This is a genomic window from Verrucomicrobiota bacterium (assembly GCA_016200005.1).
Classification (GTDB): domain Bacteria; phylum Verrucomicrobiota; class Verrucomicrobiia; order Limisphaerales; family PALSA-1396; genus PALSA-1396.
In genome coordinates this window covers 1-14,928 of the sequence record JACQFP010000068.1, presented here as the reverse complement: position 1 = coordinate 14,928, position 14,928 = coordinate 1, and the positions used below count along the sequence as shown (strand labels likewise).

The window sequence follows — 14,928 nt, the reverse complement described above, 5'->3', positions numbered from 1 at the left end:
CACCTGGCAAGTTATTTGAGGCATGGAAAGAGCGGCGAGGTTCAGCGTGCGCCGGCGGCGGCGAACGACCGGAGTTAAACTTCCCCGCAGGACGAGTGTTAGCCCTCTTGCCACGAGGTTGCGACATAACCGCGGGCGGGTCCGACTCGCGGCAGATTCTCGTCAAAGTGGAAACTGAAATGACCGTTCAATTTCACCGATTTGCAGACCACGCTTCCCATCAGATGATAGAGGATGTTTCCGCCGCCTTGAAAATCAAGGTCCGCATTAGGAGCGTAGAGCGCAACGGTGGTGAGCGCATTGCCACCAATTTCAATGCTTTTGTTGCCGGGCAGGCCGTAGTAGTAGAATTGATCCGCCGTGCCGAGGAGGTTGTTCACGCCAATCCCGTGGATCGCGGTTGAAGGGCCGCCGACATATAATTTCAAATGTCCACCTGGGGCGATCACGATGGTCGCCAGCCCGGAAATATCGACGTTGCCGGTCACGTATAAAGTGACGTCGCCAACGACGATCATGTTGGCCGAGCCGCTCATCTTCAGTTCCGCCATCTGATACCGACCGTTGTTCAAAATGTTGTTCAATACGTAGGTGTAAAAAACGCCGCCCACCACTCCGGAAACCGGCATAAACGCCCCGCCAGAAAATGGCGGCGTCACATCCGGAAATGCAAGGTTCATGTCGTCATGCCAGTGGCCGGGTTCGATGCCGCGATTGCTTGTATCCGCATTCCAAGCCGCGCTCCCCACGACGCCGTTTGGACCGATTGCCACAACGCCACCCGGTCCGGTGGCCACCTTGCCTTTGATCCTGGCGTTCCCGACGGACAGCGAATTTGTGAGCCGCGAATTGGTTACCACGTCCCCGTTGTCTTTTGTGGCCAGCGGATTGTAGAGGCCCAACAAACTGTAGGCCGGATCAGCGGAGTCAAAGCTATCGGTGTTGATGTTGTTGCCGTTGAGATCGATCGAGCCTTTTGCGACGATGCCGCCTGCAAAGAGGGTCGCCTTCTTGGTGGTGACCGAGACTTGGCGGCAAATGTATCGGTTCGTCTGGAGCGGCAGTGGAACATAACCGGCGGCGACAACTGTCGGGCTGGAGTTCGAGGAGACGTAGTTGGTGATGTTGACGACGTAGTAGGCTGCGCCCAGTTGACGAATCATGCTGTAGCTCCCGTCATGATACTCCCAACCATCACAAAGCAGGTTGGTCTGGCCATGAGCATTCAAGTGGGTCAACGCTTCTTCAATCCCGGCTTCGAGCACGGGCATGGCTTGATTCCAAGCCTGCGAACGGCACGAATTGTAATTCTGATGATTAATGAGCGTGAGGTAGGACGCCAACGTGACGCCGATGATCGTGACCACACATAATGTGGTCAAGAGCACGCTGCCCGCCGACGAATGCACCGGTTGGCGAGAATGTTTCATATAATAATGGCGATTAGCAGAACTGTTGCCATTCTCAACGCTCGGAGGAAACCCTTCGCAGGCAGTGTTCGGTTGGGCCGGAAACAGGCCTTGGCGTTGAGTTGCGAAGGGCACGACCATCTCGAACCGGAATGTGCAAAGGCGATGGATTGCTGGTGCGCGAAGTCGCCGTGGACCTCCGTTGGCCCACGCTAGACGTTGGTCCCTTGTGATCCGTACGGGAATTTTTCCTTGTCTTCATGGCGGCTTTGGGTTAGCCGTAAGCCTCCCGGATCGAATCGCCATCGTCGGTGGTCCATTGAGATGGTTGGCGTTCCCCAGAAGGTTGAGTCAAGAATGCAACGCCAAGACCGACGGGCGGCTCGCTCAAGCTGGCCGATATTTCGGCGAAGTCATCCGCGATGCGGCAACGCGGTCAGATGTAAACGTTGGAGCCGCGCGATTAACATCATCGGAAGGGACCGGGTCTGCCTCGACCACGACTCAGGCGACGGCGAGCCAGAATTCCGCGGTCGGGGCTGGTCCGGTCATTAAAGCGTATGGAATTCATCAAACAACTCCTGTCGGGCGAAGGCTTCATGCCTCACGGCCATTGTTATCTTTGGGAGCCCGGCCTCATCTGGCTGCATGTTATTTCCGATGCACTCATAACGCTGGCGTATTATTCGATTCCACTCACGCTGCTTTACTACGTTCGCAAACGCAGAGACTTTGCATTTAACTGGATATTGGTCTTTTTCGCTATTTTTATTCTAGCTTGCGGCACCACGCACCTGATGGAAATCTGGTCGGTGTGGCACCCTGCCTACTGGCTTTCCGGAGTTATAAAAGCCGTGACAGCGTTGGTGTCCGTGTTCACGGCGATCCTTCTCGCAAAGTTGATGCCAACCGCGCTCGCCTTGCCCAGCCGGAACGATTTGAGAAAGGTCAACGCAGCCTTGGAAAAAGAAATCATCGTGCGCCAGAAGGCTGAGGAAAGATTCCGCCGGTTTCTGGAATCGGCGCCGGACGCGATCGTGATTATCAATCGCCATGGCCTCATTGAACTTATGAATTCTCAAGCCGAAAGGCTGTTTGCCTACTCGCGTGAAGAACTCTTGGGGAAAGAGATTGAACTCCTCGTGCCTCCGCGCTTTCGGGGAAATCACGCCGGACATCGTATGCGCTTTTTCGACGCTCCGACGGTGCGCCCCATGGGAGCGGGTTTGAATCTCTACGGCCTGCGCAAGGACAACACTGAATTTCCAGTGGAAGTCAGCCTCAGCCCTTTGGAAACGGAGGAGGGCACGCTGGTTTCCAGCGCCATTCGCGACATCACTGAAAGACGCCAGAATGAGAAGAACCTGCAAACCGCGTTGACGGAATTGCGCCGCAGCAACGAGGAGCTGGAACGGTTTGCCTACGTGGCTTCGCACGATTTACAGGAGCCGCTTCGAATGGTCTCCAGCTACACGCAAATGCTGGCCCAGCGCTACAACGACAAGCTTGACGACGACGCGCGTGATTTCATCCGCTACGCCGTCGAGGGGGCCACCCGGATGCAGCAACTTATTAACGATCTGCTTGAGTATTCCCGCATGGGCACGCGCGGCCAGTCCTTTGAGTCGGTTGATGTCAACGGAGTTCTGGGTCAAGTGCGTGTCACTCTCCAGAGCGCCATTAAACAATGCCAAGGGCTGGTCACGAACGAACCACTGCCCACGATCCTGGCGGACGCGCCCCAATTGATCCGGCTCGTGCAGAATCTCATCAGCAACGCCATCAAGTTCCGCGGCAAAGAACCGCCACACGTTCATGTGGCTGCAGTAGAGCGGCTGGACGAATGGATCTTCTCGGTCCGTGACAACGGCATCGGCATTGCGGCGGAGTACTTCGATCGCATCTTCCTGATCTTTCAACGGCTGCACAGCCAGGCGGAATATCCAGGCACTGGCGTCGGCCTGGCCATCTGCAAGCGCATTGTCGAACGTCACGGCGGGAGAATCTGGGTCGAATCCGAACTGGGCAAAGGCTCCGTATTTTACTTCACGATTCCCAAACAAAAAGCCAAACAAGCGTCATGAAAGAAGAACCCGTCAGTGAACTGGTGCAAATTTTGCTCGTGGAAGACAATCCCGGTGACGTGCGCCTCACGCGCGAGTCCTTCCGCGAATGCAGGGTGGGCAACAAGCTGCACGTCGTGGACGACGGGGTGAAAGCGATGGCGTTCCTGCGGCGCGCCGGCGAATACGCCCAGGTGCCGCGCCCCAACGTCATTATCCTTGACCTCAATCTGCCGCGAAAAGACGGGCGCGAAGTGTTGGAAGACATCAAGGCCGACCCCGACCTGAAACGCATCCCGGTCGTCATTCTGACGAGTTCGGAAGCGGAGCAGGACATCGTCCAAGCATACAATCTTCACGCCAACTGTTACATCAGCAAACCTCTCGCGTTTGAGCACTTCATCAAGATTGTTCGGGCGATTGAGGACTTCTGGTTCGAGATCGTAAAGCTGCCACCGAAGTAAATTTGTGCCTGCGAGTCCGATCATGATCAAACGGGTCGAAGACAACCCTGGCGACGCCCGGCTCATCCAGCAGATGTTGCAAGAGCCGCCAGTCCCCGCGTTTGAAATGCGCTGCGACCGTCGATTGGACGACGTCGTCCGCAGTGAGAGAGGAAGAAACCGGCCAGGGGTGGCGCAACGCTATCGCCGGGTGCCGGAGTTCCAGACCTGTCATGGCGTGTGCCTCCGTCGATCTGCGGCAAAGCGCTGGGTGAAGACTTTCGCCGGCTTGCAAGACCGGAACATTCTCACGATGGAGGACGCCGATGACTTTGCCCGGAGCGGCCGGCCGATCCAGTTTGCCACTCGCAAAGGAAAAACCCGTCTCAATATCAATGGGGAGTCCGCCAAAGCTTCCGATCTGATGATTAGTTCCCACCTGCTGGGCCCGGCGGAGATCATCACCGCCGGAAAAGTTTAGCCGATGTCGCTTCGCAACACACCGATCAAGCGGAAGCTGATGGCAATTCTGTTGCTGACCAGCGGGGTGGTGGTGGCGCTGACTTGCGCGGCCTTCATTGCCGCCGAGTTCCTGACGTTTCGGCAAACGACTCTGCGGCAACTCGCCACTATTGGGCAAGTCATCGCCGCCAACAGCGCCGCCGCGCTGGCCTTTGACAACCCGGGGGACGCCAACGAAACCTTGGCCGCGCTCAGAGCCGAGCGGCATGTCGTCGCCGCGAGCCTCTACGACAAGGATGGCAAACTATTCTCGAAATATCCGGCAAACCTCGCCGCCGGGGACTTCCCGGCGACGCCGGGAAAGGATGGTTACCGTTTCGAGCATTCGTACCTGGTTGGATTTCAGCCGGTCGCGCACCGGGACAACCAACGCCTGGGCACGCTTTATCTCAAGTCCGACCTGGAGGTCATGTATGAGCGATTCCGACTCTACGGTGGCATCGCCATTTTGGTGATCGTGGTTTCTTTCCTGGCGGCCTACACCCTGTCCAACGTACTGCAGCAACAGATTTCGCAGCCCATCCTGGCGCTGGCCGGGACTGCCAAAGCCATTTCCGACCGCCGGGATTACTCTGTCCGGGCCAAAAAGTTGGGGCAAGATGAGTTGGGCCTGCTGACCGATGCCTTCAATCAGATGCTCGACCAGATTCACGAGCAAAACAATGCGTTGCGAGAAAAAGAAGAGCGCGTGCGCGCGATGAACGTTGAACTCGAGCAGCGGGTCCGCAAACGCACCGCGCAACTCGAACTGGCCAACCAGGAACTGGAGCAGTTTGCCTACGTGGCGTCGCATGATTTACAGGAGCCGCTACGCATGGTCTCCAGCTACACCCAACTGCTCGAACAACGCTATCACGATCAGCTTGACGACGACGCGCGCGAGTTCATCGCCTACGCAGTGGACGGCGCCACGCGGATGCAGCGGCTCATCAGCGACCTGCTGGAATTATCGCGCGTCGGCACGCGGGGCAAGCCGCTCTCACCGGTGGATGTCCACGAGGTGCTGGGCACGGTGCGCGTGAATCTGAGCCCCGCCATTGAAACCGCCGGTGCGGTCGTGACAAACGGGGAACTGCCGACCGTCATGGCCGACGCGACGCAACTGGGTCAACTGCTTCAAAATCTCATCAGCAACGCCATTAAATTCCATGGCGCCGGGCGGCCCCATGTCCATGTGCGTGCCGTGGAGAGCGCGGCGGAGTGGGTTTTTTCGGTGCATGATGACGGCATCGGCATGGCGCCGGAATACTTCAAGCGCATCTTCATCATCTTTCAACGGCTGCACTCCAAAGCGGAATACCCGGGCACGGGCATCGGCCTGGCGATCTGCCAACGTATCGTGGAGCGCCACGGCGGGAGGATCTGGGTCGAATCCGAGCTTGGCAAAGGCTCAATCTTTTACTTCACTATCCCCAAACAGAAAGCCAATTGAATCAAAGTCATGCAAGACGAAGCAGTCGGTCAACTGGTGCAAATATTGCTCGTGGAAGACAATCCCGGCGACGTGCGCCTGACGCGCGAGTCCCTACGAGAGTGCAAAGTGCTGAATAAGCTACACGTTGTGGACGACGGCGCGAAGGCGATAGCGTTCCTGCGTCGCGTCGGCGATTACGTCAGTGTGCCGCGCCCGAACGTCATCATCCTGGATCTCAATCTGCCGCGCAAAAGCGGGCGCGAAGTGTTGGAAGAGATCAAACGCGATCCGGACTTGAAGCGCATCCCGGTCGTCATTTTGACGAATTCGGAAGCCGAGGAGGACATCGTCAAGGCCTATAATCTTCATGCCAACTGCTACATCACCAAACCCCTCCGGCTTGACCAGTTTATCAAGATCGTGCAGTCGATTGAGGACTTCTGGTTTGGCATCGTAAAGCTGCCACAGGCGTAACATCGTGCTTGCGAGTCCGATCAAAATCAAACTGGTGGAAGACAACCCGGGAGACGCCCGGCTCTTCCATGAGATGTTGAATGAGCCACCCGTGGCCGCGTTTGAGATGAGCTGCGCCGGGCGCGTGGACGAGGTGTTGCGTTCTCTGGAGCGCGAAACATTTGACATCCTGCTGCTGGATCTGGGGCTGCCCGACAGTCAGGGATTGGCGACGTTTAGCAGCGTCATGGCCCAAGCTCCCAAAATCCCGATCATCGTGTTCACCGGCTTGAGCGACGAGCGGATGGCCTTGGAGGCCGTGGCCGCCGGGGCACAGGATTACCTGGTGAAGGGACAGATCAACAGCTTCATGCTCAAACGCGCCATCCATTACGCCATCGAGCGCAAGCGGGTCGAGGAATCGCTCCGCGAAAGCGAGGAACGTTACCGCAGCCTGTTCGACCACGCCCACGACCTGGCCTATACCCATGATTTGACCGGCAATTTCACTTCCTTCAACAAGGCCGCGCAAAATGCCACCGGCTATCGGGCTGAGGAGATCCTGGGTCGAAACATCACCGACCTGGTGGCTCCGGAGTACGTGGAACAAGCCCGCGGCAGCTTTGCTCGCAAACTCGACTCTGGCATGGCCACAACCTACGAACTGGACATCACCGCCCGAAATGGCAGTCGTGTTCCGTTGGAGGTGGTCAGCACCTTGATCTGCCAGCAGGGCGAGCCGGTCGCCGTCCTGGGCATCGCCCGCGACATCACGGAGCGTAAGCGTACTGAACAACGGCAGATGGTCATTCATGCGGTGACGCGGGAATTGTCGGAATCAACGGCGCTCGGGGAAGCCACCGTACGCATCATCAAGGTGATCTGTCGGAACCTGAGATGGCAGGTCGGTGGACTGTGGCTGATCGACCAAGCCAACCATGTCTTGCGTTGCGCCGAACTTTGGCACCTGCCGAGCACCGAATTCCTGGAATTAAAGGAAGCGAGCCGCAAAATGACTTTCCGGATCGGCGTGGGCCTGCCGGGCCGGGTCTGGGCCAGCGGCCAGCCGACCTGGATTCCCGACGCAACCCAGGAACCAAACTTCCTGCGCGCGCCGGCCGTCAAGCGCGCGGGGTTGCGCGGCGCCCTGGGCTTTCCGGTTCGCGTGGGGGACAAAATGTTGGGCGTCCTGGAGTTCTTCTCTGATACCATTCAGCAAGCCGACGAGGGCTTGCTGCAGATGTTTAATATTCTGGGGAGCCAGATCGGTCAGTTCATTGAACGGAAACAACTCGAGGAACAATTGCGCCAGTCGCAAAAAATGGAAGCGGTCGGCCAGTTGGCGGGCGGAGTGGCGCACGATTTCAACAACCTCCTGACCATCATCGAAGGTTACACCGAATTGCTGTCGGCGGAACCCAACCTGGCCGATGGCATGAAGGAAAAACTGCACGAAGTGGCGGCGGCGGCGGAACGGGCCGCCGGCCTGACCCGTCAACTGCTGACTTTCAGCCGCAAACAGGTCATCCAGCCAAAGGCGCTGAACCTCAATGAGGTCATCGAGGGCATGGGTAAGATGCTCCGCCGGATCATTGGCGAGGATGTGGATTTGCAGTTTCACCAGGCACCGCGACTGCCCCGGGTGCTGGCCGATGCGGGCATGATCGAACAAGTGATTCTCAACCTCGCCATCAACGCCCGCGACGCCATGCCCAACGGCGGCCGGTTGATCATCCGCACGGCCTCCGCACGGATCGACGCGGTGAACCTGCTCGATCATTCCGAATCGCGTCCGGGCGAATTTGTCTGCCTGAGTGTCCGCGACACCGGCTGCGGCATGACCCCGGAAATTCTGGCGCATATCTTTGAACCATTCTTCACCACCAAAGGTGTCGGCCAAGGCACCGGCCTGGGATTGGCGACCGTGTATGGCATTGTCCGGCAACACCAGGGTTGGGTGGAAGTGGCCAGCCAGGTGGGCCAGGGCACCAGCTTCAAAGTGTACCTGCCGTGCGCCGCGGAACAGGACGCCGACACGGAGCCAGTGGCGGTCTCACCGAAACCGCGCGGCGGCACCGAAACCATCCTGCTGGTGGAGGACGAAACGACCGTGCGCAATCTCGTCGCCGGCATCCTGAAAAGAAACGGTTACCAGGTCCTGGAAGCCGCCTCCGGCGTGGCGGCCCTGGCGCTGTGGGCCGAACATCAGGCGCAGATTGATTTGTTGCTGACGGACATCGTCATGCCCGAGGGATTGAATGGACCCGTCCTGGCCAAAGAACTGACGGCGCAAAAACCGAACTTGCGCGTGCTTTACACCAGCGGCTACAGCGTGAAAGTTGAAGACACCGCTTTTGTGTTGAAGGAAGGCACGAACTTCTTGCAGAAGCCCTACCAACCGAATCGCCTGCTGCAGGCCGTGCGGAAAAGTCTGGATGCCTGAACCGAAAACCCAGCTTCTTGGCTCCCCACCACGGACGCAATCTCATCGGTCGGGTTTGGGTGGCGACAGTTTAAGGTTGTTCGCCCCCCGTCTCGCCGCTACAAGAGAGCAACCGCTATGTTTGGCGAAATCAAAAATGCGCAGGGCGAACGGCTCGACTACACTTTTCACGCCGGCAGAAGCAATTCCCAAAGCCTCGTCGTCCTTGGTCACGGCGTCACCGGTAACAAGGACCGTCCCTTCCTCGTGGCGTTGGCGGAAGGGTTGGCAGGCGCCGGCATTTCGGCGCTGCGTTTTTCCTTTTCCGGCAACGGGGCTTCGGGCGGCCGGTTTGTTGACTCCACCGTTACCAAGGAAGTCGAGGATTTGGTCGCCGTGTTGGATGCGTTGAAGGGTCGCACCGTAGGTTACGCCGGGCATAGCATGGGCGGGGCGGTGGGGGTGTTGCGCGCCAGCCGGGACACGCGCATCAAACTTCTGATTTCGTTGGCGGGCATGGTTCACACGAAGGCTTTTGCGCAGCGTGAATTTGGCACGGTCAAACCGGGCCAGGGTTGCATGTGGGATGACGCAAGCTGTCCCCTTTCCAAAGCTTACATGGACGACCTGACGACCCTCAACACGGTGGTGGATCGCGCGCCGCAAATTCATGTGCCTTGGTTGTTGGTGCACGGGACCGCCGACGATGTCATTCCCATCCAGGATTCACGCGACATTTTCGCCAGGGCCAACGAGCCAAAACAATTCGCCGAGATCGAAGGTTCAGGCCATGTTTTCAGCGGCGAATTTACTTCGGTGATGGTGGAAAAGGTTGTCGCCTGGTCGAAGACTCAATTCGTTCAGGTGAACAATTAAACGATCCGCCTGAAGCAATGCTCAGCGGCTATTCCTGAACCAGGACCGCCTTGTTTGCTTTCAGATATTTCTCCAACACCTTGATGCCCGCCAGCGAAATGGGCGCCCGTTTGGTCTTGCCCTTGTAATGTTTGTAATGCACCAGCGTCTTGCCCACCAGGCCAATCTGAAGACTTGAATCCGCCAGTTCCCAGATTTGACCGCTTTCAAATGGCGGTCGCGGGCCGCGGCTCTTTTGCAGAGTGTTATTCATGGCGGTGACTGTATCAGAAGTCTCGATCCGAGTGCAGCAAAAAATGTTCAACCCGTTAATCACCGCTCCCATTGCGGAGGCGTGCAATCATAACGATTGACGGAACGGTGCGGCAGCGCCACCACCAATACCCGCTGGGTTGCGGCGACAATGCCCAGGGATCGGGAGCAAAAAACACTTCCGCGATACCCGGCTTCCTGCCAGGTATAAGTTTCGCTGGCTACTTCCGTTGACATCAACGATACTCCGTCGAGATCGGAAACCGTCACTAAGCTGCCAGCCTGGATCGGCAACGGAGGTTTTCTTAAGAATCAATGGATCAACGCGCACGCCATCCCGGCCTCTTCGTTTCGTCGAAGCGCCCGGGTGGGATGCCTACAAACTCGAAAACGAAAGGTTAAATAGCATGAAATCACCCAGTATCGAAAATATCGTCATCGATGAAGTCCACGAACGAACTTATGTTGTGATGGCGCATCGCATCCTGACCGATGGAGAAATGTTCAGCGCCATCCGCGTCGCCCTTTTGAAGCGCGGAGGCAAGCGTTTGGAAAGAGGCGAAAAACTGATCCTCACCTCAAGTGTGGTTTAGTTGGCGTCACTCGCTTTAAAAATTTCGCGAGACAATTATTTTGGGACAAGGTTAGTTTCGTTCCGGGCCAGTCTTGGGAAAAGCTGAAATAGTGAAAGCAGAAAGCTGAAATCCGAATTTCAACTTTCCCAATTTCAGATTTCTACTTTTCCGGCGGGCAGGCCGACGCGCCCCGTGGAGTAAACGGCGCACGCACGCCGGAGGCTAAACGCACTGCTACTCCACGGGGCAAGGAACTGCAAATCATGGCAACGGTGGAAACGGCATCGGAAATTCGAAAAATCGCATTTCTCGGCGACTACTTGCCGCGCAAATGCGGCATTGCCACGTTTACGTCCGACTTGCTGTCGGCGGTGGCGGCCGAGCACCCGCAAAGCCAGTGCTTCGCGGTGCCGGTGAATGACATCGAGGGCGGCTATGAATACCCGGACGTGGTCCGCTTCGAGATCGAGGAGCAGGATTTGGTTTCGTATCAGCGCGCGGCGGATTTTCTGAACATCAGCAACGTGGACATCGTCTGCGTGCAGCACGAATTCGGGATATTCGGCGGGCCGGCCGGCAGTCACTTGCTCGCGCTGCTTCGTGAATTGCGGATGCCCATTGTTACCACGCTTCACACCCTCCTGCGCGAGCCGAACGCCGACCAGCGGCGCGTCATGCAGGAATTGATCGCGCGCTCCAGCCGCCTGGCCGTGATGGCTGAGCGCGGACGACAGATGTTGCAAGAGGTTTATCAGACGCCGCCTGCCAAGATTGATCTCATCCCGCATGGCATTCCCGATCTGCCTTTCGTTGATCCGAGTTATTACAAGGACCAGTTTGGTGTGGAAGGGCGCGTGGTGTTGCTCACGTTCGGCCTGCTTTCCCCGAACAAGGGGATCGAGCATGTCCTCAACGCGCTGCCGCAGATTCTCGCGGAGTTTCCCGACGTGGTTTACATCGTCCTCGGTGCCACGCACCCGAACGAGTTGCGCGAGCAGGGCGAAGCCTACCGTCTCGGCCTCGAGCGCCTCGCCAAGAAAAACAAAGTCCAGAAGAACGTCATCTTTTACAACCGCTTCGTGGAACTCGAGGAACTGAAGGAGTTCATCGGCGCAGCGGACATTTACATCACACCTTATCTCAACGAAGCGCAGATTACATCGGGCACACTCGCCTACACGTTCGGCGCTGGCAAGGCCGTCATCTCGACTCCGTACTGGCACGCGGCCGAATTGCTCGCGGAAGACCGCGGTGTGTTGGTGCCGTTCGGCGACGCTCAGGCCATTGCCCGCGAGGTGATCGGTTTGCTGCGTGATGAAACACGCCGCACGACCACCCGCAAGAACGCTTACAAACTGGGTCGCGAAATGATCTGGAGCAACGTGGCGCGGCTTTACATGCGCTCGTTCGAACAGGCGCGCCTCGAACGCGCGGTGCTGTCGCGAAAATCGTTCGCCACCAAAACGCTCGACCAGCAACCCCGCGAGTTGCCGGAATTGAAGCTGGATCATCTTTCACGGATGACCGATTCGACCGGTCTCTTTCAGCACGCCATATTCACGGTGCCGAATTTTTCCGAAGGCTACTGCACGGACGACAACGCGCGCGCGTTCATTCTGGCCGTGCTGCTGGATGAGATGGAAGAAGAGCCGGAAAGCGTGCGGACATTGGCCACGACTTATGCCGCGTTTCTGCATCACGCGTTCGACCCCAAAACAAAGCGGTTCCACAACCACCTGAGCTTCGACCGGCGCTGGCTTGATGAGCAGGGTTCGGAAGATTCCCATGCGCGGGCGCTTTGGGCGCTGGGTCTGGGGGTGGGGCGTTCGCCCTACCGCAGTTTCCAGGTCATGGCTGGACAACTCTTCGCGCAAGCGCTGCCGGCGGTGACCGAGTTCAGTTCACCTCGCGCGTGGGCGTTCATCCTCCTCGGCATTCATGAATATTTGCAGCGTCTGAGCGGCGATCGGTTCGCCAGCCAAATCCGTGACCTGCTGACCACCCGGCTCATGGAACTCTTCGACCGGACCACGCAGCCGGACTGGCCGTGGTTCGAGGACGTGCTCTCCTACGACAACGCGAAGCTCGCCCACGCCTTGATCCTGACCGGAAATGCGACGGGGCAAAAGCCGGTCCTCGAGCGCGGACTCCAGACTCTCCGCTGGCTGGCGGAAGCGCAAACGGCGGAGAGCGGCGACTTCCGCCCCATCGGCAGCAATGGATTTCATCAGCGGGGCGGCAACCGCGCGACCTTCGATCAGCAACCGATCGAAGCGCAGGCCATGGTATCGGCCAGCCTCGAAGCCTACCGCGTTACGGCGGAAGGGTGGTGGTACGAGGAGGCCCACCGCGCCTTCGATTGGTTCCTCGGCTGGAACGATCTCGGGCTGGAAGTGTACTCCTCCAGCACCGGCGGCTGCCGCGATGCGTTGCACGTGGATCGCGTCAACCAGAACCAAGGCGCGGAATCGACGCTGGCTTTCCTGCTCGCGCTGGCGGAGATGCAACTCATGCAGAACGCCGTCACGGCGTTCAACCAGCCCGCTTCGTAACTCTCGATCCTTTATGAAAGCCATCAATGTCAAACGCACCAACGTCATGCTGCTGCCGGACCGCGCACGCGTGCTGGTCCGGCCCTTCAACCCCACGAGCGAGCAGCGTGCCATCAAAATCTGCGGGCGGGTCATGGCCCTGTCGGAAAGCGAAGTCCACACTTTGCTCGAGCAAGTCCTGGCCGACTTTGGCGAACGTCATCTGAAAATCCGCGCCTTCCTCAAACGCCGCTTCGAGCAGGTGCGCGGCTATTTGCTCACCGACCAGAAGCTTTCCGAGGAACGGGAACTGTTGTTGGGTGCGCATTTCACGCATGAGTATTCGGGAGAAGCTGCGGCATTGTTCAATCCCTCCATGGTGCCGCACCCGGATCAATCAGACCTGCCGCCGGGTTCACTGCGTTTCGTTCTGAGTCTGCGGGCCACCGGCGAAGGACACATTTCGTCGGTCACGTTTCGCACGGGTTTCCTCGACGCGAAGGGCGACATCACCATCAACACACCCACGCGCTACAGCCTTGAGCCGGACCATGCGCCCAACGCTGCGTACGAAAAAAAACTGTTCGAGCGAAAGCTTCAGGAACTCGGTCTGACAGGCGATTTCAGCCGTCACGTGCTCGAACAGTTGGGCGCATCATTTGCGTTGGAAGAGTTGACCGCCCACGTCAAGAGTGCCCTGGATCAACTCCGGAAACGCGACCAGGAAACTGAAGTGCTCGCGTCGAAAGTCCTGGCGCTGGCCCAATCGAATTACGAAGTGCAATTCGCCCCTGACTCGCGCTTGTCCGAACGCATCCTGTTCCCGGCCACGCCTTCCCAAAGCAACGGCATTGAAGACGCGCGCTTTGTTCTCTTCAGGAATGACGACGGTACGCAGACCTATTACGCGACCTACACCGCCTACGACGGCAAGCTGATCCTCCCGCAATTCATCGAGACGCCCGACTTCCTGTATTTCAGATTCATCACCTTGAACGGCCCGGCGATACAAAACAAAGGCATGGCGCTCTTCCCGCGAAAGATCAACGGCCGCTACGCGATGCTCGGCCGTCAGGATTATGAAAACATTTTCGTGATGTTCTCCGACCATCTGCACTTCTGGCACAATGCGGAACTCATCGTGAAGCCGACCTTTCCATGGGAGTTCATTCAAATGGGCAACTGCGGTTCGCCCATCGAAACCGAAGCCGGCTGGCTCGTGCTCAGCCACGGCGTCGGCGCGATGCGGAAATACTGCATCGGCGCGTTCCTGCTCGACCGCGACGATCCGACCAAGGTCATCGGCCGTCTGCGCGAACCGCTGATCAAGCCCAACGAAAACGAGCGCGAAGGTTACGTCCCCAACGTCGTTTATTCCTGCGGCAGTCTTCTGTTCGGACGACAACTCATCATCCCCTACGCCATGTCCGACTACGCCACCACGTTCGCCACGCTGTCCCTCGACGAAGTGCTGGCCGCGATGGAATAGCCCTGGCTGAACAAATCCGCTCATTGCCTTCCACAGCCGATGCTGAATGTTGAACGTTGGATGTTCAGTGGTCCTTCCACTTTACTCCAATTTCTGCCCTCTGCTTTCTCCTTTCCCTTGTTCCCCTCCTGTGAGGCGTCAGGGGTTGGTGTTCCAGTTCGATGTTCCACGTTGAACGTTGAATGTTTCTCCCCCCTCAACCCTCAACCCTATTGATCCAGCGGACTCCTCACGCCCAGTCCCGGCTTCTGCATCACATGCGTGTAAATTTGCGTCGTTGTCACGTCCTTGTGCCCGAGTAAATCCTGGACTGTCCGGATGTCATAACCATTCTCCAGCAGATGCGTCGCAAAGGAATGTCGCAACGTGTGCGGCGTCACTTTCCGGCCGTCCAGCTGGGCTAGCACCGCCGCCTTGCGCACCGCCCGTTACACGCTGTACTCGTCCAGATGATGCCGCCGCTCAATCCCGGTGCGCGG

The 14,928-nt window shown here is 58.0% G+C and carries 14 protein-coding genes; 10 read left to right on the top strand and 4 right to left on the bottom strand.

All coding sequences use genetic code 11. The features are described 5' to 3' along the window. Positions 1-98: 98 nt before the first annotated feature. Positions 99-1,430, bottom strand: coding sequence for a hypothetical protein (locus HY298_23030; GenBank protein MBI3853135.1), 1,332 nt, complete (start codon positions 1,428-1,430; stop codon positions 99-101). A gap of 539 nt (positions 1,431-1,969) precedes the next feature. On the opposite strand from HY298_23030, the gene HY298_23025 reads away from it, so the two are divergent. The 7 genes from HY298_23025 (at position 1,970) to HY298_22995 (ending at position 9,602) form a co-directional block, all read left to right on the top strand. Further along, on the top strand, positions 1,970-3,493 hold the full coding sequence (locus tag HY298_23025; GenBank protein ID MBI3853134.1) for a PAS domain S-box protein: 1,524 nt from the start codon (positions 1,970-1,972) through the stop codon (positions 3,491-3,493). After that, positions 3,490-3,936, top strand: a complete 447-nt coding sequence (locus HY298_23020; GenBank protein ID MBI3853133.1) for a response regulator — start codon at positions 3,490-3,492, stop codon at positions 3,934-3,936. The genes HY298_23025 and HY298_23020 overlap by 4 nt, the downstream gene beginning before the upstream one ends. Positions 3,937-3,940: 4 nt before the next feature. Further along, on the top strand, positions 3,941-4,396 hold the full coding sequence (locus tag HY298_23015; protein ID MBI3853132.1) for a DUF4154 domain-containing protein: 456 nt from the start codon (positions 3,941-3,943) through the stop codon (positions 4,394-4,396). 3 nt (positions 4,397-4,399) lie between these two features. Beyond that, positions 4,400-5,869: a HAMP domain-containing protein gene (locus HY298_23010; protein MBI3853131.1), complete on the top strand. Its 1,470-nt coding sequence runs from the start codon at positions 4,400-4,402 to the stop codon at positions 5,867-5,869. A gap of 9 nt (positions 5,870-5,878) precedes the next feature. Continuing rightward, a complete protein-coding gene (locus HY298_23005; protein ID MBI3853130.1) occupies positions 5,879-6,325 on the top strand; it encodes a response regulator in 447 nt (148 codons plus the stop codon). 4 nt (positions 6,326-6,329) lie between these two features. Then, entirely contained in the window at positions 6,330-8,747 is a 2,418-nt protein-coding gene (locus HY298_23000) for a response regulator (protein ID MBI3853129.1), read from the top strand. A 117-nt stretch (positions 8,748-8,864) separates the two neighbouring features. Next, a complete protein-coding gene (locus HY298_22995) occupies positions 8,865-9,602 on the top strand; it encodes an alpha/beta fold hydrolase (GenBank protein ID MBI3853128.1) in 738 nt (245 codons plus the stop codon). 28 nt (positions 9,603-9,630) lie between these two features. Here HY298_22995 and HY298_22990 read toward each other — a convergent pair whose 3' ends face one another. Together HY298_22990 and HY298_22985 are read right to left on the bottom strand one after the other, a co-directional pair. Beyond that, positions 9,631-9,855, bottom strand: a complete 225-nt coding sequence (locus HY298_22990; GenBank protein ID MBI3853127.1) for a hypothetical protein — start codon at positions 9,853-9,855, stop codon at positions 9,631-9,633. Between the two features lie 59 nt (positions 9,856-9,914). Beyond that, complete coding sequence (locus tag HY298_22985) at positions 9,915-10,091, bottom strand: hypothetical protein (protein MBI3853126.1); 177 nt, start codon at positions 10,089-10,091, stop codon at positions 9,915-9,917. A 170-nt stretch (positions 10,092-10,261) separates the two neighbouring features. On the opposite strand from HY298_22985, the gene HY298_22980 reads away from it, so the two are divergent. From HY298_22980 to HY298_22970, 3 genes are all read left to right on the top strand, one after another. Next, on the top strand, positions 10,262-10,447 hold the full coding sequence (locus HY298_22980; protein ID MBI3853125.1) for a hypothetical protein: 186 nt from the start codon (positions 10,262-10,264) through the stop codon (positions 10,445-10,447). Between the two features lie 245 nt (positions 10,448-10,692). Then, the gene (locus HY298_22975; protein MBI3853124.1) at positions 10,693-12,981 is read left to right on the top strand and encodes a glycosyltransferase family 4 protein; all 2,289 of its coding nucleotides are present in this window, start codon (positions 10,693-10,695) and stop codon (positions 12,979-12,981) included. A 22-nt stretch (positions 12,982-13,003) separates the two neighbouring features. Continuing rightward, positions 13,004-14,449, top strand: a complete 1,446-nt coding sequence (locus tag HY298_22970; GenBank protein MBI3853123.1) for a glycoside hydrolase family 130 protein — start codon at positions 13,004-13,006, stop codon at positions 14,447-14,449. A 209-nt stretch (positions 14,450-14,658) separates the two neighbouring features. On the opposite strand, the gene HY298_22965 is transcribed toward HY298_22970, so the two are convergent. Further along, positions 14,659-14,871 (bottom strand): tyrosine-type recombinase/integrase, encoded by a 213-nt coding sequence (locus HY298_22965; GenBank protein MBI3853122.1) that lies wholly within the window; start codon positions 14,869-14,871, stop codon positions 14,659-14,661. Positions 14,872-14,928: the final 57 nt, after the last annotated feature.